This is a genomic window from Mesorhizobium sp., from assembly GCF_965229135.1.
Taxonomy (GTDB): domain Bacteria; phylum Pseudomonadota; class Alphaproteobacteria; order Rhizobiales; family Rhizobiaceae; genus Mesorhizobium.
Genome location: NZ_OZ245860.1, coordinates 2,763,868 through 2,783,927, shown reverse-complemented (window position 1 = coordinate 2,783,927; position 20,060 = coordinate 2,763,868). Strand labels below are relative to the sequence as shown.

The 20,060-nt window shown below is 63.6% G+C and carries 17 protein-coding genes; 13 read left to right on the top strand and 4 right to left on the bottom strand.

Annotated elements, in window-relative coordinates; genetic code table 11:
- Positions 1 to 12: 12 nt before the first annotated feature.
- The 3 genes from ACO07C_RS13270 to ACO07C_RS13260 are packed head-to-tail and all read right to left on the bottom strand — an operon-like array spanning position 13 to position 5,329.
- Positions 13 to 3,114, bottom strand: a complete 3,102-nt coding sequence (locus ACO07C_RS13270; RefSeq protein ID WP_421914612.1) for an efflux RND transporter permease subunit — start codon at positions 3,112 to 3,114, stop codon at positions 13 to 15.
- Positions 3,114 to 4,190, bottom strand: a complete 1,077-nt coding sequence (locus ACO07C_RS13265; RefSeq protein ID WP_421914611.1) for an efflux RND transporter periplasmic adaptor subunit — start codon at positions 4,188 to 4,190, stop codon at positions 3,114 to 3,116. The genes ACO07C_RS13270 and ACO07C_RS13265 overlap by 1 nt, the downstream gene beginning before the upstream one ends.
- On the bottom strand, positions 4,187 to 5,329 hold the full coding sequence (locus ACO07C_RS13260; protein ID WP_421914610.1) for an efflux RND transporter periplasmic adaptor subunit: 1,143 nt from the start codon (positions 5,327 to 5,329) through the stop codon (positions 4,187 to 4,189). Before ACO07C_RS13260 ends, ACO07C_RS13265 begins: the two co-directional genes overlap by 4 nt.
- 254 nt (positions 5,330 to 5,583) lie before the next feature.
- Here ACO07C_RS13260 and ACO07C_RS13255 point away from each other — a divergent pair, with 254 nt between their 5' ends.
- The gene (locus ACO07C_RS13255; protein ID WP_421914609.1) at positions 5,584 to 6,861 is read left to right on the top strand and encodes a 4-aminobutyrate--2-oxoglutarate transaminase; all 1,278 of its coding nucleotides are present in this window, start codon (positions 5,584 to 5,586) and stop codon (positions 6,859 to 6,861) included.
- 103 nt (positions 6,862 to 6,964) lie between these two features.
- Here the strand turns inward: ACO07C_RS13255 and ACO07C_RS13250 are convergent, their stop codons facing one another.
- Positions 6,965 to 8,218: an NAD(P)/FAD-dependent oxidoreductase gene (locus tag ACO07C_RS13250; RefSeq protein WP_421914608.1), complete on the bottom strand. Its 1,254-nt coding sequence runs from the start codon at positions 8,216 to 8,218 to the stop codon at positions 6,965 to 6,967.
- Between the two features lie 499 nt (positions 8,219 to 8,717).
- Here ACO07C_RS13250 and ACO07C_RS13245 point away from each other — a divergent pair, with 499 nt between their 5' ends.
- From ACO07C_RS13245 to ybeY, 12 genes are all read left to right on the top strand, one after another.
- Positions 8,718 to 10,007 (top strand): imelysin family protein, encoded by a 1,290-nt coding sequence (locus ACO07C_RS13245; protein ID WP_421914607.1) that lies wholly within the window; start codon positions 8,718 to 8,720, stop codon positions 10,005 to 10,007.
- A 97-nt stretch (positions 10,008 to 10,104) separates the two neighbouring features.
- Complete coding sequence (locus ACO07C_RS13240) at positions 10,105 to 10,416, top strand: (2Fe-2S)-binding protein (RefSeq protein WP_421914606.1); 312 nt, start codon at positions 10,105 to 10,107, stop codon at positions 10,414 to 10,416.
- Entirely contained in the window at positions 10,382 to 10,867 is a 486-nt protein-coding gene (gene bfr / locus ACO07C_RS13235) for a bacterioferritin (protein ID WP_421914605.1), read from the top strand. The genes ACO07C_RS13240 and bfr overlap by 35 nt, the downstream gene beginning before the upstream one ends.
- A 150-nt stretch (positions 10,868 to 11,017) precedes the next feature.
- A complete protein-coding gene (locus ACO07C_RS13230) occupies positions 11,018 to 12,490 on the top strand; it encodes a di-heme oxidoredictase family protein (RefSeq protein WP_421917518.1) in 1,473 nt (490 codons plus the stop codon).
- Complete coding sequence (locus ACO07C_RS13225) at positions 12,490 to 13,569, top strand: imelysin family protein (RefSeq protein ID WP_421914604.1); 1,080 nt, start codon at positions 12,490 to 12,492, stop codon at positions 13,567 to 13,569. The genes ACO07C_RS13230 and ACO07C_RS13225 overlap by 1 nt, the downstream gene beginning before the upstream one ends.
- A gap of 61 nt (positions 13,570 to 13,630) precedes the next feature.
- Positions 13,631 to 14,734: a DUF1513 domain-containing protein gene (locus ACO07C_RS13220; protein WP_421914603.1), complete on the top strand. Its 1,104-nt coding sequence runs from the start codon at positions 13,631 to 13,633 to the stop codon at positions 14,732 to 14,734.
- 139 nt (positions 14,735 to 14,873) lie between these two features.
- Entirely contained in the window at positions 14,874 to 15,551 is a 678-nt protein-coding gene (gene tsaB / locus ACO07C_RS13215; RefSeq protein ID WP_421914602.1) for a tRNA (adenosine(37)-N6)-threonylcarbamoyltransferase complex dimerization subunit type 1 TsaB, read from the top strand.
- 83 nt (positions 15,552 to 15,634) lie between these two features.
- Positions 15,635 to 16,129 (top strand): ribosomal protein S18-alanine N-acetyltransferase, encoded by a 495-nt coding sequence (gene rimI, locus ACO07C_RS13210; protein WP_421914601.1) that lies wholly within the window; start codon positions 15,635 to 15,637, stop codon positions 16,127 to 16,129.
- Positions 16,130 to 16,158: 29 nt separating this feature from the next.
- Positions 16,159 to 16,959, top strand: coding sequence for a lysophospholipid acyltransferase family protein (locus tag ACO07C_RS13205; protein WP_421914600.1), 801 nt, complete (start codon positions 16,159 to 16,161; stop codon positions 16,957 to 16,959).
- A gap of 75 nt (positions 16,960 to 17,034) precedes the next feature.
- Positions 17,035 to 18,432, top strand: a complete 1,398-nt coding sequence (gene miaB, locus ACO07C_RS13200) for a tRNA (N6-isopentenyl adenosine(37)-C2)-methylthiotransferase MiaB (RefSeq protein WP_421914599.1) — start codon at positions 17,035 to 17,037, stop codon at positions 18,430 to 18,432.
- Between the two features lie 83 nt (positions 18,433 to 18,515).
- Entirely contained in the window at positions 18,516 to 19,508 is a 993-nt protein-coding gene (locus tag ACO07C_RS13195; RefSeq protein ID WP_227349586.1) for a PhoH family protein, read from the top strand.
- Between the two features lie 17 nt (positions 19,509 to 19,525).
- Positions 19,526 to 20,032 carry an rRNA maturation RNase YbeY gene (ybeY, locus tag ACO07C_RS13190; RefSeq protein ID WP_421914598.1) on the top strand — a complete coding sequence of 169 codons (507 nt, stop codon included), beginning with the start codon at positions 19,526 to 19,528 and terminating at the stop codon, positions 20,030 to 20,032.
- Positions 20,033 to 20,060 lie beyond the last annotated feature (28 nt).

The following is a 20,060-nucleotide window of genomic DNA, read 5'->3' as shown; positions in this document are numbered from 1 at the left end:
GCAACGTTCGGTTTAGGCTTTGCCGCCCTCAGCGATGGCTTCACCTGCCGGTTCAGCACTATCCTGCCCCTCTTTCGGCTCCTTGATCCGGAACCACGTCACATACAGCGCTGGCAGGAACAAGAGCGTGATCGCCGTGCCGGCGATGATGCCGCCCATCATGGCATAGGCCATCGGCCCCCAGAACACTTCGCGCGCGATCGGGATCAGCGCGAGGCTGGCGGCCGCCGCCGTGAGCGCGATCGGTCGCATGCGGTGTTCCGTCGCTTCGATGACGGCTGCCCAGCGGTCCTTGCCCTCTCGCACGAGATCCTCGATCTGCACGATCAGGATGACCGAATTTCGGATCAGGATGCCGATCAGCGCCAGCACGCCGAGGATGGCGACGAAGCCAAGCGGTGCGCCACTTGGCACCAGTGCCGCCACCACGCCGATCAGCCCGAGCGGCGCCACCGCCACCACCAGGAAAAGGCGTTGGAAGCTCTGCAACTGGATCATCAGGATCGTCGCCATGACGAACAGCATCAACGGCACCACGGCGGCGATCGGTCCCTGGCTCTTGCCGCTTTCCTCGACCGATCCGGCGGTCTCGACGGAATAGCCCGGCGGCAGCTTGGCGATGAAGGCCTCGACCGATGGCTTCAACTCGTTGACGACGGTGGCTGGAAGCACGTCGCCGACCAGGCCGGCCCGTACGGTGATCGTCGGAATGCGGTCGCGCCGCCACACCGTCGGCTGCTCGAGGTCGTAGCGGAAGTTGGCGACCGCCGCGAGCGGGATCGCCTCGCCGGTGCTGGTTGGCAGCTGCATGTTCTGCAACGTCTCGATCGAGCCGCGTTCGGCCTCGCGCGAGCGCGCGACGACATTGATCAGGTAGGTAGCGTCGCGCACCTGGGTGATGGTGGCGCCGCCGACCGTGCTGTTCAGCGCGCTGGCGATGTCGGAGGAGGTGATGCCAAGCTGGCGCGCCTTGTCCTGCAGCACGTCGACCCTCAGCACGCGTTGCGGCTCGTTCCAGTCGAAGGTCGGCGCGGCGAGCTTGGGATTGACCGAAATGGTAGCGGCGAACTGCTGCGCCAGCTCGCGCACCTTCTGGATGTCGGGCCCGCCGACGCGGTACTGCACGGGACGGCCGACCGGCGGTCCGAGTTCGAGCGGCTTCACAAAGGCGTCGGTGCCGACGAACTCCTCGCGCAGCAGCTTTTCCAGCGCAGGTTTCACCCGGTTGCGGGCCTCGATGCTCTTGGTGACGATGACGGTCTGGCCGAAATAGGGGTTGGCCGGCTGCACATCGTACGCCAGCACGAAGCGCACGGCGCCCTGGCCGATATAGGACGAGAAATGGTCGATGTCGGGATTGCCGACCAGCGCGCGCTGCTCGAACCGCTCCATCTGGTCGCGTGTGTCGGCGATCGACGCGTTCTGCGGCAGGTTCCAGTCCACGATCAGCTCGGGCCGGTCCGAGGGTGGGAAGAACTGCTGCTGCACCAGGCCGAAGCCGGCGATCGAGCCGGCAAACAACAGCACCGTGACGATGATGGTCAGCCAGTGATGGCGCACCGACCCGACAAGCACGCGCCGGAACAGGGCGGTGAAGCGGCCTGGCTTGTCGTGATGCTTCGTCTTCATCGTCGCCGGCAGGATGGTGACGCCAAGCAGCGGCGCGAACAGCACCGCCACGATCCACGACACCAGCAGCGAAACGGCGATGACGACGAAGAGGGTGAAGGTGTATTCGCCGGCGGCGCTCGAGTTCAGCCCGATCGGTATGAAGCCGGCGACCGTCACCAGCGTGCCGGTCAGCATCGGGAAGGCGGTCGATGTGTAGACATAGGTCGCCGCCTTGCGCAGCGTGTCGCCGACCTCCAGTCGCGCCACCATCATCTCGACCGCGATCATCGCGTCGTCGACCAGAAGCCCCAGCGCGATGATCAGCGCTCCCAGCGATATGCGCTGCAACGATATGCCAAGATATTCCATGACGGTGAAGGTGATGGCCAGCACCAGGGGTATCGACAGCGCCACGACGAAGCCGGCGCGCATGCCGAGACTGATGAAGGACACCGCGAGCACGATCGCCACGGCCTCGAACAGCGCGCGCGTGAAGCCCGAGACCGCCTCCTCGACGATGACCGGCTGGTCGGCGACCAGATGCACACCGACGCCGATCGGCAGGTCGGCCAGCACCTTGTCCATTTCCTGGTGCAGCGCCTCGCCGAACTTGAGCAGATTGGCGTTGGGCTTCATGCCGATCGCCAGCCCGATCGCGTCCTGGCCGTTGAAACGAAACAGCGCCGCCGGCGGGTCGACATAGCCGCGCGTGATCGTCGCCACATCGCTCAGCCTGAAGAAACGGTCGTTGACGCGCAGGTTGATGGCGCGAAGGCTGTCCTCGGAGGTGAACTGTCCGCCGACGCGCACGCTGATGCGCTCCGGGCCGGACTGGATGACGCCGGACGGCGTGATGGCGTTTTGCGCCTGCAGGCTTGCCACGATCGCCTGCTGGTTGAGGCCAAGCGCGGCGATCTGGCGGGTCGAAAATTCAAGATAGATCGCCTCGTCCTGGGCGCCAACCAGATCCACCTTGCCGGCATTTGGTACGGTCAGGATCTTGGTGCGGACATCCTCGACATAGTCGCGCAATTGGCGGGGCGTCAGCCCGTCCGAGGTGAAGGCGTAGATGTTGCCGTAGACATCGCCGAAGCGGTCATTGAAGAACGGTCCCTGCACGCCTTGCGGAAACTGCGCCCGGATGTCGTTGACCATGTTGCGCACCTGAATCCAGTTCGGCACCACATCGCGCGCCTTGGTGGTGTCCTTCAGGTTGACAAAGATGACGGTCTGGCCGGCGGTGGTGACGGATTTGGTATAGTCGAGGCTGTCGAGCTCCTCGAGCTTCTTCTCGATGCGGTCGGTTACCTGCTGCAATGTCTCCTTGACCGACGCGCCCGGCCAGTTGGCCTGGATGATCATCGTCTTGATGGTGAAGTTGGGGTCTTCCTCACGGCCGAGATTGAGGTAGGAGAAGATGCCGGCCACAACGAATACCAGCATGAAATACCAGACCATGGAGCGGTGGTTGAGCGCCCAGTCGGAGAGATTGAAGCCTTTCATCAGACGCCGCCCTCCGGCACTTTGACCTTCTGGCCTTCGCTCAGGCTGTGAACACCGGCGGTGACCACCCGCATGCCGGCTTCAAGTCCTTCGGCGACGGTGAAGGTTGCCGTGCCCTTGGCGGCCACCTTGATCTCTTTCGTGGTCACGCTCGATGTCTGTGGGTCGACGATCCAAACCTTGTCGGCGCCGTCCTTTTCGAGCAGCGCCGACATGGGCAGTTCGATCGTCGGCGTCACCTTGGTCATGCGGGTTGCCGTCACCGTCGAGCCGAGGCGGAAGGCCTGCGGCGGATCGGTGAGCGTGAGCTTGACGCGCCGCGTCCGTGTCGAGCCCTCGGCCTGCGGCGCGATCTCGCGCAGCTTGGCCTCGGTCTGGATCGTCGGCAGCGATTGCAGGATGACCTGGAATGGCGTCCCGGTCGTCAGATCGCCGGTCAACTGGTCGGGAATGTCCACCACCGCCTCTCGCAGGTCCGAGCGGGCCACGGTGACGACCGTCTGGCCGGGCGAGACGGTTTGGCCGACTTCGGCGCCGACAGCCGTGACGACGCCGTCGAAATCCGAGAAGAGCCGGGCGTAACCAAGCTGTTCCTGCGACTTGGCCAGCGAAGCCTTGGCCCGTTCGACGCCGGCTTCCGCGGCTTTGCGTGCCTGCTGCGCGGCGTCGAAGACCGCCTGCGTCGTGTTGGCGGAGGCAAGCAACTGGCGCTGGCGATCCTCGCTGGCTGCCGCGTTGGCGAATTGCGCTTCGGCATTGGAGAGCTCCGCCTTGGCCGCTTGCACCGCCAGTTCCAGCGCGGTCGGATCGAGTGCCGCGATGGTGGTGCCCTTGCTTACGATGTCGCCGACCTTGACATCGCGCGAGACGACCCGGCCCAGCAGGCGGAATGCAAGATCGGCGCTGACCTGCGGCTCGACCGAGCCGGCGAAACCGTAGATCCGCGTGGTGCGCGGCTCGACCACGACCGACAGCACCGGCCGGATGATCTCGGGCGGCTTTTCATCCGACTTCGAGCAGGAAGCCAGCGCGCCAAGTGCCAGCAGGCCAAGCAGGAGATACGGTAGCCGGCTCATTGGGCCGCTCCCGATATCTCGACCGTCTCGCCGGGGCTGAGCAACTGTCCGCCAGCGGTAACCACGCTTTGGCCCTCGTTCAGTCCCTTGGCGATCACGACGGTGCCCGAATCGAAAGCCAGCACCTCGACGGGCGTTGTCGACACCGCCTTGGTCGAGGGATCGACGACCCAGACGGCCGGCTTGCCGTCACTGGATGTCAGCGCCTGCCACGGCAACAGGATCGCCTTTGCCGGCCTGGCGCTGACCGAGCCGATCACGGCCGCCCCAAGCGGCATTCCGGCCGGCGTATCGGGAATGCCGACCTTGACCCGGATCGATCCGGATGCCTGGTCCACGGCAGGCGAGATCTCGCGCACCTTGCCAGTCGCGCGGATCTGCGGATCGGACAGCAGCGTGATCGTCACCGTCGGCGAGTCCGGCGTCCTGGCGACCAGCGTCTCCTGCACGTTGAACACCGCGTCGCGGTCTCCGTCCTCGGCAACGGTGAAGACGGTCTGCGCCGCTTGCACCACCTGGCCGGTTTCGACCTGGCGGGCGGTGATGACGCCGGGCGCGCCGGCCTTGAGCTCGGTGAAGGACAGGTTTTGCTGGGCATTGGCGAATGCACTCCGCGCGGCATCGACGCTGCCTTGCGCCACCTTCAGCGCCTGGTCGGCCGCGTCATAGTCGCGCCTTGTGGTGAAGCCCTGGGCAAGAAGTGTCTTCTGCCGCTGGAAGGCGGCGGCGGACTGGGTCAGTTGCGCCTGCGCGGCATCGAGATCGGCTTGTGCGGAGCGCAGATCGGACTCCTGTTCCTGCGGGTCGATGCGGGCAAGCACCGCGCCCTGGTCGACATGCTGGCCGACATCGACAAGCCGTTCGGCGACGCGGCCGCCGACGCGGAACGACAGGTTGTTCAGCGTGCGCGCCGCGATCACCCCTGTCAGCGAAGTCCTCGGCGCATAGTCGGCCATCGCCACCGTTTCCGCGCGCACCATGATCGGCAGTTTCCTGTCCGTCGCCTGCTGCTTCTGGCAACCGGCCACGAGCAAGGCTGTCAGCGAGCAGGCCACGATGGTGGAAGCTGTCCGTAACGGCAAATGTCTGGGGTGTTTTTGCGATGGCTGCGGGGCGGACGATGTCGCGTTCCAGCTCATGGCTTCCCTCGCCCGCCTGGGAGTGTCCTGACGTAACGGGTTGCGGGCAGAGCGAAGATAATCAATCCCCGGAAAAAGGAAACCTCTCTCGTACATGTATCGACCGACTGGTTAAGACCTGGTGGCACCATTGCCGCACGGCAGGCCCAATCGCCTCCCGATGGTGCCGACTTGAGGAAAATATGAAATAAGGTCAGAAGACTTCCCGGCAGCCATCAAACGAGAACGGGCAACAGCCTGACGAGGGATAAGCAATGAAGAATTCAGCCATTTCCGAACGCAAGAACCAGTCGATTTCGCGCGGCGTCGGGATGACCACGCAGATTTACGCCGACAAGGCCGAAAACTCCGAGATCTGGGATGTCGAAGGCCGTCGCTACATCGACTTCTCGTCCGGCATTGCCGTGGTCAACACCGGCCACCGCCACCCCAAGGTGATCGAGGCAGTCAAGGCCCAGCTCGACCGCTTCACCCACACCTGCCACCAGGTCGTGCCCTATGAGAGCTATGTGCGGCTGGCCGAACGGCTGAACGCCATGCTGCCCGGAAAGTTCGAGAAGAAGACCATCTTCGTGACGACCGGCGCCGAGGCGGTCGAGAACGCCATCAAGATCGCCCGCAACGCGACCGGCCGCCAGGCCGTCATCGCCTTTGGCGGCGGCTTCCATGGCCGCACCTTCATGGGCATGGCGCTGACCGGCAAGGTCGTCCCCTACAAGGTTGGCTTCGGCGCCATGCCGGGCGACGTCTACCACGTGCCGTTCCCGGTGCCGCTGCATGGTGTCTCGGTAGCCGATTCGCTGGCTGCGCTCGACAAGCTGTTCAAGGCCGATGTCGATCCGGCCCGCGTCGCGGCGATTATCATCGAGCCCGTGCAGGGCGAGGGCGGCTTCTACGACGCGCCGCGTGAACTCCTGACCGCGCTGCGCAAGCTTTGCGACCAGCACGGCATGCTGTTGATCGCCGACGAAGTGCAGACCGGCTTTGCCCGCACCGGCAAGATGTTTGCCATGGACCACCATGACGTGGCGGCGGACATCACCACCATGGCCAAGAGCCTGGCCGGCGGATTCCCGCTATCGGCGGTCACCGGCCGCGCCGAGATCATGGATGCGCCCGGCCCTGGCGGTCTCGGCGGCACCTATGGCGGCAGCCCCATCGGCGTCGCCGCGGCACACGCGGTTCTCGATGTGATCGAGGACGAAAAGCTGTGCGACCGTGCCAACACGCTGGGGGCAAGGTTGAAGCAGCGGCTCGAGTCGATCCGGGACGACGTGCCCGAGATCGTCGACATCAGGGGCCTCGGTTTCATGAACGCGGTCGAGTTCAACGACGTCAAGAAAGGCCAGCCGTCGGCCGAGATCGCCAATGCGATCAGGCTGAAGGCGCTCGACAAGGGCCTGATCCTGCTGACCTGCGGCGTCTATGGCAACGTCATCCGATTCCTGGCGCCGATCACCATCCAGGACAATGTCATGAACGAGGCGCTCGACATTCTGGAAAGCTCGATCCGCGAAGTCTGCGCCGCCTGACCTTCAGGCGGGAGGTCGAGCACGATCCCGAAAGCTTCGGAATAGATCTTGCTCCCACAAACAGATACGATCCCATCCCGATTTCATTGGGATGGGATCTGCTTTAGCCGGCGGCGCGAGACGGTTCCTTCTCGAGAAAAGCGGCCAGCGCCGCTTTCAACCCGTCTGGCCCAGCGGCAATCGTCTCCGGCGTCGGCGAGAAGCCGGCGCCGAGCATCTTGCGGCCAAGCATGTGGTCGCCCGGACGATTGACGGATTCGATGCCAAGCAGCCTGTCCCCGGAATAATGGTAGATCGAGAACTTGTTGTCGGGCAGGTCGCCCAGCACGACATGGCTGTCGCCGCCGGCGGTCAGGCCGACCATCTGCAGTTTCATGTCGCCAATGTCGGACCAGAACCACGGCACCGCTGAATAGTCGTCGGCATGGCCAACGATCGTCCTTGCGGCAAGCCGCGCCTGGTCGGTGGCGTTCTGCACCGATTCCAGCCGCACATCGGCACCGGTGAACCAGTGCCGGTAAGAGGCGGCGTCGCCAATGGCCAGAACCTCCGGCACCGAACTGCGCATCTGGTGATCGACTCGGATGCCGTTGGCGGTGGCGAGGCCGGCGGATTCAGCCAGTTCCACATTCGGCACGGCGCCGATGCCGACGATGACCATGCGCGCCGGCAGCCTTTCGCCGGTTGAGGTGACCGCCGCCGACACATGGCCGTTTTCGCCTTCCAGCCTGGCGATCGAGGTGCCGGTGAGGATGCGTACGCCGGTTGCTTCCAGCCTTTGGCGCACATGGCTCGCAACGACCGGCGCCACCGCGCGGCCAAGCAGCCGGTCCACCGCCTCGACCACTGTCACCGTGCGACCGGCCGCCCGCAGCGTGGCTGCGATTTCCAGGCCGATGAAGCCGCCGCCTAGGATGACGACATCGTCGCTGCGCGCGCTGAGCTCTCGGATCAGCCGCGCGTCGTTCAGTGAGCGCAGCGACAGCACGCCTGAAAGGTCGGAGCCTGGCAAGGGCAGCATGCGAGGGCGCGACCCTGTCGCCAGGATCAGGTGATCGAAGGCAAGCGCGCCTCCTCCGGCAATCTCCAGGCTTCTGTTGCCCGTGTCGATCCGGTTGATGCGCACGCCTGGACGAAAGTCGACGGCGCTGCCCGTGTAGAAGGCCTCGCCGCGCAGCGGTTGCGGCTTTGCCTCGGTATCCTTGATGAAGGTCTTCGACAGCGGCGGCTTGTGGTAGGGCAGGTCCGTCTCGTCGCCTATGAGGATCACCGGCCCGTCATAGGCTTCCTCGCGCAAACTCGCGGCCGCCTGTACACCGGCATGACCCGCACCGACAATGACAACACCGTTCTTCATCGAAAGCTCAATTCCTGTTTCCGAAGTGCAAAGCGCGTCGCGTTCTCTGTTTTATGCATGTCGCTATCCCAAAACCGCGGCGCACTTTTGGACGACATTCATTAAAAGGTTTTCGCCAGATCAGGATTGTCCGGCACCGTCGCGGGACTGGATTTGCGGTCGCACCCGGAATGGCCGATGTCAATTGCCACGTCTCGCGGCAAGTCGGTCCACAGCACGGTGTAAAGTTGAGCTTTGTAGTTTAGAATAATTCTAAACTATTGTTTCAATTGGCTTTTCCCGTCGATTTCTATTGACTTCCAGCAGTGCCGAAGCTTTATGGAGGCTCGCGCATTAGCGCATCCCTTTGATGTCTGGGCCTTGAACCCGTTCGATTGGAGGCATTTTGGTGTCTTTCTTCCACGAGCCGCGCCCCGGCGCGGCATGTTTTGCGCATATGGCTTGGCGTTCGGCGCCACGCGCGCCGTTTATGGAATTTCCAAGAAGCTGGAGAGCGATGATGACAGCACGAAATGGCAGCAGGCTTGCGGCGATCGGTGCCACGGCCCTGTTGACGGCGGCGGTGTTCGTGCTTCCGGCCAAGGCGGACTCGGATCCGAAAGCGGTCATCAAGACCTATGTCGACATCGGGCTTGCCAAATTCGAGGACTCGCTGACCACCGCGCAGGCTCTCGACAAGGCGGTGGACGCGCTGCTTGCCACGCCTTCCACCGACACGCTCAATGCCGCCCGCGACGCCTGGAAAGCGGCGCGCGTTCCGTACCAGCAGACCGAGGTCTACCGCTTCGGCAACAAGATCGTCGACGACTGGGAAGGCAGGGTGAACTCCTGGCCGCTGGACGAAGGCCTGATCGACTATGTCGCCAAGAGCTACGGCACGGAATCGGATGCCAATGCGCTCTATACCGCCAATGTCATCGCCAACAAGTCCATCGAGATCAACGGCAAGACGGTTGATGCCACGAACCTGACCCCGGAATTCCTGTCCGGCACATTGCAGGAAGCGGGCGGCATCGAAGCCAACGTCGCCACCGGCTATCACGCTATCGAATTCCTGCTCTGGGGCCAGGACCTGCATGGCACCGGCCCGGGTGCCGGAGAGCGGCCCTATACGGACTACGACCTCAAGAACTGCACCGGCGGCAATTGCGATCGCCGTGCGCGGTATCTGAAGTCCGCCAGCACCCTTCTGGTTTCCGACCTGCAGGAGATGGTTGGCAACTGGAAGGAAGGCGGCGCCGCGCGCAAAAATCTCGTCGACGGCGAGCCGAATACCGCGATCTCGACCATTTTCACCGGCATGGGCTCTCTTTCCTATGGCGAACTGGCCGGCGAGCGCATGAAGCTTGGCCTTTTGCTGCACGACCCCGAAGAGGAGCATGACTGCTTCTCCGACAACACCTTCAACTCTCATCTCTATGACGCCGTCGGTATCCGCGCGGCCTATCATGGCAGCTACAAGCGCGTTGACGGCACCGTCGTCGAGGGTCCGTCCGTGGCCGACATGGTCAAGGCGGCCGATCCGGCGGTCGACAAGGAACTGTCCGGCAAGCTCGATGTCACAGTAGCCAAGATGGAGGCGATCAAGGCGCGGGCGCTGGCCGGCGAGGCCTACGACCAGCAGATCGCCGAGGGCAATACCGAAGGCAACGCCACGGTGCAGGCGGCGGTCGACGCATTGGTGGACCAGACCAAGTCGATCGAGCGCGCGGTGGCGGCGTTGAAGCTCAACGCAATCGCTTTCGAGGGCTCCAAGAGCCTCGATGCGCCGGACAAGGTGTTCCAGTAGGGACAATACCCCGGGCATGGTCTTGAAACGATCGTGCCCGATGAAGATCTAAGCCACACGGCGAGGAGGAAGCGCGCCGTCAGCCAGAGCCAAGTCAATGCTGATCTGCCATTGCAACATCATTACCGAGAAGGAAATCGAGCAGACGATAGTCGGGCTGCTGGATCTGGATCCATGGCAGCTTATCGTGCCGGCCAAGATCTATCATGCCATGCAAAAGCGTGGACGATGTTGCGGCTGCTTCCCAAATGTGGTGGAAACGATCATTCGGGTAACCGAAAACTACCACGCCCGCTCGGAGGCGAACGGCGTGGATGTCGTTTCACATCTGGATCGCGTCAGAGGCCTGCGCGTCCAATACGGGAGCAGAACCCATGAAAGGCGAAAAGCAGATCATCGAGCGGCTTAACGAGGCTCTTTTTCTGGAGCTCGGAGCTGTCAACCAGTATTGGGTGCATTTCCGTCTGCTGGAGGACTGGGGATACGCCAAGCTGGCGAAGAAGGAGCGCGCGGAGTCGATCGAGGAGATGCACCACGCTGACAAGCTCATCGCGCGCATCATCTTCCTCGAAGGACATCCGAACCTGCAGTCGGTGGCGCCTTTGCGCATCGGGCAGAATGTCAAGGAAGTGCTCGAATCCGATCTTGCCGGCGAATATGACGCGCGCACGAACTACAAGCGATCGCGCGAGATATGCAACGAAGCGGGCGACTACGTGACCATGAAGCTGTTCGAGGAATTGCTGGCCGACGAGGAAGGCCATATCGATTTCCTCGAGACCCAGCTCGACCTGCTTGCATCGATCGGTGAGGAAAAGTACGGCCAGCTCAACGCCGCACCGGCCGACGAGGCGGAGTAAGGACATGCGGGAATGCGGCGCTCCCTAGATTCCGTGCGCCGCATGCGGCTGGCCGAGAAGCTCGGCCTGCCATCTCAAGGAAGACCGCGGCGGCACGTTCCGTTTCGCGGTCCTCTGCTCACGATCATCGCGTTGCTTGCCCTCTCCGCCATGGCTGGCGCGCAAGAGGGAGCGGGTTTTTCGGCAGGCCGGACCGACCTCGATGCCAAAGACCTGGCGCGCGTCATTGCCATCACAAGGCCGACGACGGATTTTTCGAAGCCCGAGCAATTCGAACTGATGCAGGGCGGCGCCGGCACGTCGAGGAAGGACGTCAACCGCGATTCCTTCTCGCATTCATCGGCCAACATCACTTTCGAGGAAGAGGGCACCTTCAAGCTCGGCAATGCCATTTTCCGCAAGAACTGGGTGTCGTCGCCATCCTCGACCCAGGCCTCCGACGGGCTCGGCCCGCTGTTCAACGAACGCGCCTGCCAGAACTGCCATCTGAAGGACGGACGCGGCCGTCCGCCGGAAGGCGGTCGTGGCTCAACGTCGATGTTCCTGCGGCTGGCGCGGCAGGCGAGCACCGAGCAGGAGAAGGCACGGCTTGCCGATCGCAAGGTGCTCAACTTCGCCGATCCTGTCTATGGAACGCAATTGCAGGAGCTGGCCGTTCCCGGCCTGCGTGGCGAAGGCCGGATGCGCGTCGAGTATCAGGAACAGCGAGTGACGCTCGGCGACGGCAGCGTCGTTTCATTGCGCAGGCCTTTCTATTGGGTCGACGACTTGGCCTACGGCCCGCTCGATCCCCGCACGACGCTTTCACCACGTCTGACGCCGCCAATGATTGGCCTCGGCCTCATCGAGCAGATCGCCGCGGGCGATATACTTGCCCGTGCAGATCCGAAGGACCGGGACGGCGATGATATTTCCGGCAGTCCCAACATTGTACGCGACGCGGCAACCGGCGAGCTGACGCTCGGCCGCTTCGGCTGGAAGGCGCAGGCACCGTCGATCCGCCAACAATCGGCCGATGCGTTTTCCGGCGATATCGGCATCTCGACACCAGAGGTGCCCAGGCATTGGGGCGACTGCACCGACGCTCAGAAGGATTGTCTTGCCATGCCCAACGGCGTGCAGGAGCGCCTCGGCCCGGTCGAGGCGCCGCCGCCCGTCATGGACCTTGTAACCTTCTATTCGCAGAACCTTGCCGTGCCGGCCCGGCGCGATCTCGACAAACCGGAAGTGCTGGCCGGCAAGAAACTGTTCTACGACATGGGCTGCACGTCATGCCACACGCCGAAATTCGTCACCCGGCGCGACACGCCCAACAAGGCGCAGGCCTTCCAGCTGATCTGGCCCTATTCGGATTTCCTGTTGCACGACATGGGCGAAGGACTGGCGGATGGGCAACAGGCTGGCGACGCGACGGGCAATGACTGGCGCACGCCGCCACTGTGGGGCATAGGGCTGACCGGGACCGTGAACGGCAACACATTTTTCCTGCATGACGGACGGGCGCGCAATCTGACCGAGGCAATCCTGTGGCATGGCGGCGAGGCGCGGAAGGCCCGCGACCGCTTTGCCGCCGCCAAGGCGGCCGACCGCGATGCGCTGATCAAATTTCTGGAGTCGCTCTGATGCTGAAGCGGTGTGTCTTCGCGATCGTCCTGCCGATGGTCTTGTTCGGCGCGTGGCCCGCCGCCGCGGCGGCGAAGGCCACCGACGTGATCCAGAGGGCGGTCGACGGCTTTGTCCGTCCCGCCTATGCCAGCCTGCATGATCATGCGGGGAAACTGACGGGGTCGATGCAGGCGCTTTGCAAGGCGCCTTCACGGCAAGGCCTGGACGCGGCGCGCGCCGAATTCTCGGCCACGGTGGAAGCCTGGTCCTCGGCGGAGATCATCCGCTTCGGGCCGATCACCGAAAACAACCGTCTGGAGCGCATGCTGTTCTGGCCGGATCGCAAGAGCATCGGCCTGAAGCAGGTACAAGCAGCCCTGTCCGAAAAGGATCCGACGGCGGCGGATGCCACCCAGCTCGCCGGCAAAAGTGTTGCCATGCAGGGCCTGGGTGCGCTGGAATTCGTGCTTTTCGGCGACGGCGCCGAGCAACTTGCCGGCAAGGACGAGCCCTATCGCTGCGCTTACGGCACGGCCATCGCAGCCAATGTCGAGACGATGGCCGCCGATGTCAGCGCCGCCTGGGACAAGACCGAAGGCTTTGCCGCGCTCTGGGCCAATCCGGGCGCGCGGAATCCGCTCTACCGGGATGGCACGGAAGCGGTGACCGAACTGGTAGGGGTCTTCATCAACGAGCTGGAAATGGTTCGAGACGTGCGCCTCAAAGGATTTTTCGGCCCCAATCCCAGCGCGGACAAGCCGAAACAGGCTGTCTATTGGCGTTCCGGAAACACCACCGCGTCACTCGCCGGCAATCTCTCTGGTGTCGATGCGCTGTTTCAGGCCTCGCGAATCGGCGACGCGCTGCCGCAGGACGCGCGCTGGATCGCCGAAACGATCCATATCCAGCTGGTCAACGGCGTTGCCACGGCAAAGGCGGTCAAGGGGCCCATCGACAAGGCGCTCGCCGAGCCGGATCAGCGTGAAAAGCTGGATCATCTCGCGCTGATTACATCGAGCCTCTCCACCCTCTTCGGCACCAGACTGACCACTGAATTCGGTCTGACCGCCGGCTTCTCGTCGCTCGACGGAGACTGAGCATGATTCAGAAAAGTGGAAGCCGGTTTTCGGAAAAGATCATGCTCGACGAGAGACTGACTTGAAGGCCCCGTTGATCGACCGCCGCGATTTCCTGAGGGCGGCTGGCGCTGGTTTGGCGTCCGTCATGGCGCCGCCGGCCTGGGCCGCGACACTGGCCGCCGACGCCGTCTTTGCCACGGCATTCGTCAAGCGCGGCGGCGGCTTTGGCGCGGCTGTCTTGTCCGAGGCCGGTAAGGTCCTGCACGCCATCGACCTGCCCGATCGCGGCCACGATGTCACGTTCGACCCGGTCTCGAAGCGCTCGGTCGTCTTTGCGCGGCAACCTGGGACGTTCGCGGTGGTGTTCGACCATAGCGGTCGTGAGGAGCCCCAAACCATTGCCAGCGTGCCCGACCGGCATTTTTTCGGCCATGGCGTATTCTCGACCGACGGCGCCTTGCTCTATGCCACCGAGAACGATTTCGACAACGCGGCCGGCGTGGTCGGCATCTACGATGCGCGCGCGAACTTCAGCCGCATCGGTGAATTCCCGACCTACGGCATGGGTTCGCATGAGCTTCTGTTGCTCGGCGATGGCAGGACATTGGCCATCGCCAATGGCGGCATCGAGACGCATCCGGATTTCGGCCGCGCCGAGCTCAACCTTGCGACCATGAAGCCGTCCTACGTTCTGGTCGACCGCATCACTGGCGATCTCATCGAAAAGCACGAACTGCCGCCGGCGCTTCACCAACTGTCGATCCGTCACATGGATGCCGACCCATCCGGCACGGTATGGTTCGGCTGCCAGTACCGCGGGCCGGGTACAGATAGTCCGCTGCTCGTCGGCCGCGCCGTACGCGGCAAGGAACTGCAACTGCTCGACATGCCGAGGGATGTGCTCTCAGGCTTCCGAAACTATATCGGCTCGGTCGCCGCCAATCCCGCCGCCGGCACGGTCGCGGTATCGTCGCCGGAAGGTAATTCCCTTGTGGTGGTCGATGCGGCCAGCGGAAAGGTCGTCACGGCAAGCAAACTGGTCGAGGTTTGCGGCCTCGCGCCCGATGGGGCGGGCTTCATGGCGACGAGTGGCGCCGGAGAGGTTGTCGGAGCCGCAACAAAACGTTCCGAACCGGACTATGTCTGGGACAACCACATGCTGCGGATCGACCCGGCCGCATAGGCAGCCGCTTGGGCCGAAGCGAAGCCGCTTAACAATTAATGCACTGTCCCCTTGCGGCGACGAGCCATGGCGGGCACAGGGAAATCGACGAGAGCAAGACTGTCACTCGAACCTTTGTCTGGGATCAACCGGCCGCCTCATGAAGTTGCTTGCCATCGATTGTGCCGCCAGTCTTTGCGCCGCCTGCGTCTACGACGCCGAGGCGAAGCGGGAACTCGGCCGCTCGGTGATTGATCTCGGCAAGGGCCATGCCGAGCATTTGATGGCGGTGATCGAGGAGGCGCTGAAGGCCAGCGAGACCGGCTATGCCGGCCTCGGCGCCATCGGTGTCTCTGTCGGTCCCGGTTCCTTCACCGGATTGCGCGTCGGTGTCTCGGCGGCGCGTGGGCTGGCGCTGGCGTTGAAAATTCCGGCAATCGGCGTGACCAGCCTGGAAGCACTGGCGGCGCAGGCCGCCGAGGTATTTCCTGGCCGCCCGGTGCTGTCTGCGCTGGATGCCGGGCGCGAGGAGATCCACGCCGCTTTCTACGATGAAACAATGACACTGACCTTTGGTCCGGCCGTCACCACGCTTGCGGAAATTGTCGCGATCGCAACGGATCGCTCCCCGGTTCTAACCGGCACGGCCGCCATCCAGATCGCGGCCGCGGCTGGACATGCGTTCGATATCGGCCCGACGGAGGCCACCGCCGACATTGCCGTTTATGCAAGGCTGGCCGTCGAAAAAGGCGAGGGCGAGAGGCCGAAACTTCTCTATCTGCGCGGTGCGGACGCCAAGCCACAGGCGGGTTTCATTCTGGCAAGGCTCGGACCATGATCCCGAACCAGAAGGTCCGCGCCAGCGAAAAGTGGAAGCCGGTTTTCGGAAAAGATCATGGTCAAACTGGAAAACGATAATTGATGCGCATTCCCTTTCTTCAGTCGCGCCGCAGGGACTTTGCGCTCGAGCCGCTGAGAATTGCCGATAGCCCGGCCATTTCCGTCTTGCATCGCGAGGATTTCGTCCGGCCCTGGACCGGTGGCGAATTCGCCGCGCTGCTCGAGCAGAACACGGTGTTTGGCTATGCCGTGCGCGAGACCGGGCAGGGCGCCAAGCCGCCGGTCGGCTTCGTGCTGGCGCGGCTGGCTGCCGGCGAGGGCGAGATCCTGACGGTCGCGGTGGCGCGCTCACACCGCCGGCAGGGACTCGGCTGGCAATTGATGGATGCCGTGCTGCGCGAACTGCATGGGCAACGCGCCGAGGCGCTTTTCCTCGAGGTCGACGAGACCAACGTGGCGGCCATCGCGCTTTACAGGCGGCTGGGCTTCCGCGAAGTCGGCAAGCGCCCGAACTACTACAAGTCGCCTGAACATGGCCCGACCGGCGCGCTTGTCATGCGCCGCGATCTTCGCTAGCCAGAGCGCGGGGACAGGGCTACCGACGGATGATCAAGAAAATCAGGATTTTCCTGGCGCTGGCCCTCGTTGTCGCCAGCTCCCTGGTCCTCGTGCCGTTGCAGGTCCTGTCTATGAAGACCGGGCTGTGGCCCGAGACATTCATCCTGAAGATATGGCACCGGATGATCTTGAGGGCGCTGGGCATGCGCGTGCATGTCAAGGGGACGCTGTCCAGCCAGCGCCCGTTGCTGGTGGCGTCAAACCACATCTCCTGGACCGACATCATGGTGCTGGGCTCCTTTGCCGATGTGAAATTCATCGCCAGGGCTGATATGGAAGGCTGGCCGTTGATCGGCATGTTGTCCAAGCTGCAGCGCACCGTCTTCATCGAGCGCGAACGCAAGCGTTCGTCGGGCGACCAGGCGAGCGAGATCGCCAGCCGCATGGCCAAGGGCGACGCCATGGTGCTGTTCGCCGAAGGTTCGACCGCTGACGGCAACGTCATCCTGCCGTTCAAGAGCACGCTGTTCGGCGCCGCCTCCATGGCGATTTCGGAAGGCGCGGCGCAAACCGTGTTCATCCAGCCTGTCGCGATTGTCTATACGAGGCTGCACGGCGTGCCGCTTGGCCGCCGGCATCGGCCGATTGCCGCCTGGATCGGCGATGAGGATCTAATGCCGCATCTGAAGGTCCTGATGTCGGAGGGGGCCCTCGATGTCGAGGTGCATCTCGGCGAGCCGGTTGCCTTCTCCAAGGGCTCGAACCGCAAGGAAACGGCGAAGCTGATGGAGCGTGAGGTTCGCGCCATGATGCAGGCAGCCCTCGCCGATCCCCGCCCAAGCCGCTAGCTCAAGCCGCTTGCCCACGGGGTTCGGGCCAAAAGCGTCTGTTTTTTGTCATCGAAAGGCGTTAGAAGGCGCCGGATGGATTTGAACACGATAGAACATGACGGCATCGAGCCGCCGGCAGCGGTGTCCACGGCGACCAGGAGGGTCTTCGTCAAGACCTATGGTTGCCAGATGAACGTCTACGATTCGCAGCGCATGACCGACGCGCTGGCCGCTGACGGTTATGCGTCGACCGATGTCATTGACGAAGCCGATCTGGTTTTGCTCAACACCTGTCATATCCGCGAGAAAGCCGCCGAAAAGGTCTATTCCGAACTCGGCCGTATCCGCGACATGAAGGCGGAGCGCGCCCTGGCTGGCCGCGAGATGCTGATTGGCGTTGCCGGCTGCGTGGCGCAGGCCGAGGGAGCCGAGATCATCAGGCGCTCGCCCGCCGTCGACCTCGTCATCGGCCCGCAGACCTATCACCGGTTGCCGGATGTGCTGGCGCGGGTGCGCGGTGGCGAGAAGATCGTCGAGACCGAATACGCCATCGAGGACAAGTTCGAGCACCTGCCGCAGCCCAAGCGCGCCGAGGTCATCAAGCGCGGCGTCACCGCGTTCCTGACCGTGCAGGAAGGCTGCGACAAGTTTTGCACCTTCTGCGTGGTGCCCTATACGCGCGGTTCGGAAGTCTCTCGTCCCGTGGCGCAGATCGTGGCCGAGGCGGAGCGCCTGGCCGAAGCCGGCGTGCGCGAGGTGACGCTGCTTGGCCAGAACGTCAATGCCTGGCATGGCAAGGGCGATAACGGCGAGGAATGGGGCCTCGGCCGTCTTCTGATCCGGCTGGCCGAGATTCCCGGCCTGGCACGGTTGCGCTACACCACCAGCCATCCACGCGACATGGACGACGAGCTGATAGCGGCGCACCGCGACCTGCCTGCGCTGATGCCCTACCTGCATCTGCCGGTGCAGTCGGGCTCGGACCGCATTCTCAAGGCGATGAACCGCAGGCACACGGCCAGGGATTATCTGGCTCTGCTCGACCGCATCCGTGCGGCCAGGCCCGATATCGCGCTTTCTGGCGATTTCATCGTCGGCTTCCCCGGCGAGACCGACGCTGATTTCGAAGCGACCATGCAGCTTGTCCGCGATGTCGGCTATGCCTCGGCCTTCTCTTTCAAGTATTCGCCGCGCCCCGGCACGCCGGGCGCCGACATGCCCGATCACGTACCGGAAGCCGTCAAGGACGAACGCCTGCAGCGGCTGCAGGCGCTGCTCGTGAAGCAGCAGCAGGGTTTCGGCACCAGCCTGATCGGCAGGACCATTGATACGCTGATTGAGAAGCCTGGCCGTCAGGCCGGCCAGAAGGTCGGCCGCTCGCCTTGGCTGCAGCCGGTTATTGTTGATGAAAAGGCCGGCGAGATCGGTGACATTATCCAAGTGCGAATCACGAAGACGGGTTACAATAGCCTGTTCGCCGAATTGGCCTGAGAGCCTCGGCAGATGAGGAGAGACGGTTGAGCGCTGCTGAAGTGAAGACCTTGCCCCCGAACCAGCAATCCGGGGCGTCGGACATGGCGCACATCGTACTGACCTTCGACAACAACAAGCTTGCCAGTGCCCTGTACGGCCAGTTCGACGAGAATCTCGCCAGGCTCGAGCAGAAGCTCGGCGTCGATATCCGTTCGCGTGGCAATCAGTTGACCATCAAGGGCTCCGCCTCGGCCGCCGAGCAGGCGCGTCGGGCGCTGGATAATCTCTATGGCATTCTCCAGAAGGGCGTGGATATCGGCCAGTCCGATGTCGACGGCGCCGTGCGGATGGCGATCGCCGCCGATGACCAACTGACGCTGCCGACGCTGGAGCGCAAGGGCAAGGTGTCCGCAGCGCAGATCGCCACGCGCAAGAAGACCATCTATGCCCGTTCGCTCAATCAGGACGCCTATATGCGCGCGCTGGAGCGCTCCGAGCTTGTTTTCGGCATCGGCCCGGCCGGTACCGGCAAGACCTATCTGGCGGTGGCGCACGCGGCGATGCTGCTGGAGCGCGGCATGGTCGAGCGCATCATCCTGTCGCGGCCTGCCGTCGAGGCCGGCGAGCGGCTCGGCTTCCTGCCGGGCGACATGAAGGAAAAGGTCGATCCCTACCTGCGTCCGCTCTATGACGCGCTCTACGACATGATGCCGGCCGACAAGGTCGAGCGGGCCATCGCCGCCGAGGTCATCGAGATCGCGCCCCTGGCCTTCATGCGCGGCCGCACCCTTGCGCATGCCGCCGTCATCCTCGATGAGGCGCAAAACACCACGCCGATGCAGATGAAGATGTTCCTGACCCGTCTGGGCGAGAACTCGCGCATGATCGTCACCGGCGACCCCACCCAGATCGATCTTCCATCGAACACGAAATCGGGCCTGGTCGAAGCTTTGCGTGTCCTGGACGGCGTGGCCGGTGCGGTGACCGTGCGGTTCAATGATGGCGATGTCGTCCGCCACCCGCTGGTGGCCGAGATCGTCAGGGCGTATGACCGCGATGCCAAGCTGGCGCGCGGCCTGGGCGCCGAAAGCTGATATGACGATGCGGCGTCATGCCTGAAAACACCAAACCGGCCGACGGGGATTTTTCGGTTCCCGTCGACATTGACCTGATGCTCGAAGCGGGAAGCTGGCCGGACGAAGCCCGACTGGCGCTGCTGGTCGATCGCGCCGTCGTGGCCGCCTTCGCCGAGACGGGTACGACAGGCGTTTCCGAACTCAGCGTCGTTTTTTCCGACGATGCCCATGTCCGGACCCTCAATGCCGGCTGGCGCGGTAAGGACAAGCCCACCAACGTATTGTCTTTCCCTGCCTTTTCACTCGCCAAGGGCGGCCGGCTGCCGCCGATGCTGGGCGATATCGTATTGGCCGCCGAGACGGTCGCGCGCGAAGCGGCACTGGAAGACAAGCCGCTCGAGAACCATATCACCCATCTCGTTGTCCATGGCCTGCTGCATCTGCTGGGCTATGATCACGAGACCGACGCCGAGGCGGAGGAGATGGAAGCCATCGAGCGCGCGGCGCTTGCAAGGCTTGCCATTCCTGATCCCTACGCGTAACTACGAAGACACAACCAACCGGACCACG

Bases quoted from the DNA above. Each gene is read 5' to 3' on its own strand.
- ACO07C_RS13270 (WP_421914612.1), bottom strand. From the start codon at position 3,114: ATGAAAGGCTTCAATCTCTCCGACTGGGCGCTCAACCACCGCTCCATG.
- ACO07C_RS13265 (WP_421914611.1), bottom strand. From the start codon at position 4,190: ATGAGCCGGCTACCGTATCTCCTGCTTGGCCTGCTGGCACTTGGCGCG.
- ACO07C_RS13260 (WP_421914610.1), bottom strand. From the start codon at position 5,329: ATGAGCTGGAACGCGACATCGTCCGCCCCGCAGCCATCGCAAAAACAC.
- ACO07C_RS13255 (WP_421914609.1), top strand. From the start codon at position 5,584: ATGAAGAATTCAGCCATTTCCGAACGCAAGAACCAGTCGATTTCGCGC.
- ACO07C_RS13250 (WP_421914608.1), bottom strand. From the start codon at position 8,218: ATGAAGAACGGTGTTGTCATTGTCGGTGCGGGTCATGCCGGTGTACAG.
- ACO07C_RS13245 (WP_421914607.1), top strand. From the start codon at position 8,718: ATGACAGCACGAAATGGCAGCAGGCTTGCGGCGATCGGTGCCACGGCC.
- ACO07C_RS13240 (WP_421914606.1), top strand. From the start codon at position 10,105: ATGCTGATCTGCCATTGCAACATCATTACCGAGAAGGAAATCGAGCAG.
- bfr (WP_421914605.1), top strand. From the start codon at position 10,382: ATGAAAGGCGAAAAGCAGATCATCGAGCGGCTTAACGAGGCTCTTTTT.
- ACO07C_RS13230 (WP_421917518.1), top strand. From the start codon at position 11,018: ATGGCTGGCGCGCAAGAGGGAGCGGGTTTTTCGGCAGGCCGGACCGAC.
- ACO07C_RS13225 (WP_421914604.1), top strand. From the start codon at position 12,490: ATGCTGAAGCGGTGTGTCTTCGCGATCGTCCTGCCGATGGTCTTGTTC.
- tsaB (WP_421914602.1), top strand. From the start codon at position 14,874: ATGAAGTTGCTTGCCATCGATTGTGCCGCCAGTCTTTGCGCCGCCTGC.
- rimI (WP_421914601.1), top strand. From the start codon at position 15,635: ATGCGCATTCCCTTTCTTCAGTCGCGCCGCAGGGACTTTGCGCTCGAG.
- ACO07C_RS13205 (WP_421914600.1), top strand. From the start codon at position 16,159: ATGATCAAGAAAATCAGGATTTTCCTGGCGCTGGCCCTCGTTGTCGCC.
- miaB (WP_421914599.1), top strand. From the start codon at position 17,035: ATGGATTTGAACACGATAGAACATGACGGCATCGAGCCGCCGGCAGCG.
- ACO07C_RS13195 (WP_227349586.1), top strand. From the start codon at position 18,516: ATGGCGCACATCGTACTGACCTTCGACAACAACAAGCTTGCCAGTGCC.
- ybeY (WP_421914598.1), top strand. From the start codon at position 19,526: ATGCCTGAAAACACCAAACCGGCCGACGGGGATTTTTCGGTTCCCGTC.